General features: G+C 37.0%; 1 protein-coding gene. It reads left to right on the top strand.

Annotation, left to right across the window (positions count from 1 at the left end; all coding sequences use genetic code 11):
• Positions 1–49 precede the first annotated feature (49 nt).
• The coding region (locus O3599_RS09825; protein ID WP_371512743.1) for an ISL3 family transposase at positions 50–1,255 on the top strand (1,206 nt) is incomplete at its 3' end.

The following is a 1,255-nucleotide window of genomic DNA, read 5'->3' on the forward strand; positions in this document are numbered from 1 at the left end:
ATATGACCTATAATGAAAAGCGACGAAACAACTCATTAGAAAGAATCATATGGAACAATTACATTTTATCACAAAACTACTCGATATCAAAGACCCTAATATCCAATTTATGGATATCATCAATAGGGATACTCACAAAGAAATCATCGCTAAACTAGATTATGAGGCACCATCTTGCCCTGATTGCGGAAGTCAAATGAAGAAATATGACTTTCAAAAACCGTCGAAAATTCCTTACCTTGAAACAACTGGTATGCCTACTAGAATCCTCCTTAAAAAGCGTCGATTCAAGTGCTATCATTGCTCGAAAATGATGGTTTCTGAGACTTCTATCGTCAAGAAGAATCATCAAATTCCCCGTATTATCAACCAAAAAATTGCGCAAAAATTGATTGAAAAAACTTCTATGACCGATATTGCCCATCAGCTTTCCATTTCAACTTCAACTGTCATTCGAAAGATCAATGATTTCAACTTTAAGCATGATTTTTCTCGTCTTCCAAAGATTATGTCCTGGGACGAGTATGCCTTCACTAAAGGAAAGATGAGTTTCATTGCACAAGACTTTGATAATCTCAATATCATCACCGTTCTTGAAGGAAGAACACAGGCTATCATCCGAAATCATTTTCTTCGATACGATAGAGCTGTCCGTTGTCAGGTGAAAATCATTACGATGGATATGTTTAGTCCTTATTATGACTTGGCTAAACAGCTTTTTCCTAACGCTAAAATCGTTCTCGACCGCTTTCACATTGTCCAACATCTCAGCCGTGCTATGAGTCGTGTGCGTGTCCAAATTATGAATCAGTTTGAGCGAAAATCCCATGAATACAAGGCTATCAAGCGTTACTGGAAACTCATTCAACAAGATAGTCGTAAACTCAGTGATAAGCGATTTTATCGCCCTACTTTTCGTATGCACTTAACAAATAAAGAAATTCTAGACAAGCTTTTGAGCTATTCAGAAGAGTTGAAACACCACTACAATCTCTATCAACTCTTGCTTTTTCACTTTCAGAACAAGGAACCTGACAAATTCTTCGGACTTATTGAGGACAATCTAAAGCAGGTTCATCCTCTTTTTCAGACTGTCTTTAAAACCTTCCTCAAGGATAACGAAAAGATTGTCAACGCCCTTCAACTACCCTATTCCAACGCCAAATTGGAAGCAACCAATAATCTCATCAAACTTATCAAGCGAAATGCCTTTGGTTTTCGGAACTTTGAAAACTTCAAAAAACGGATTTTTATC

The sequence above is a fragment of the Streptococcus sp. 27098_8_103 genome, assembly GCF_041432345.1.
GTDB lineage: Bacteria > Bacillota > Bacilli > Lactobacillales > Streptococcaceae > Streptococcus > Streptococcus mitis_BV.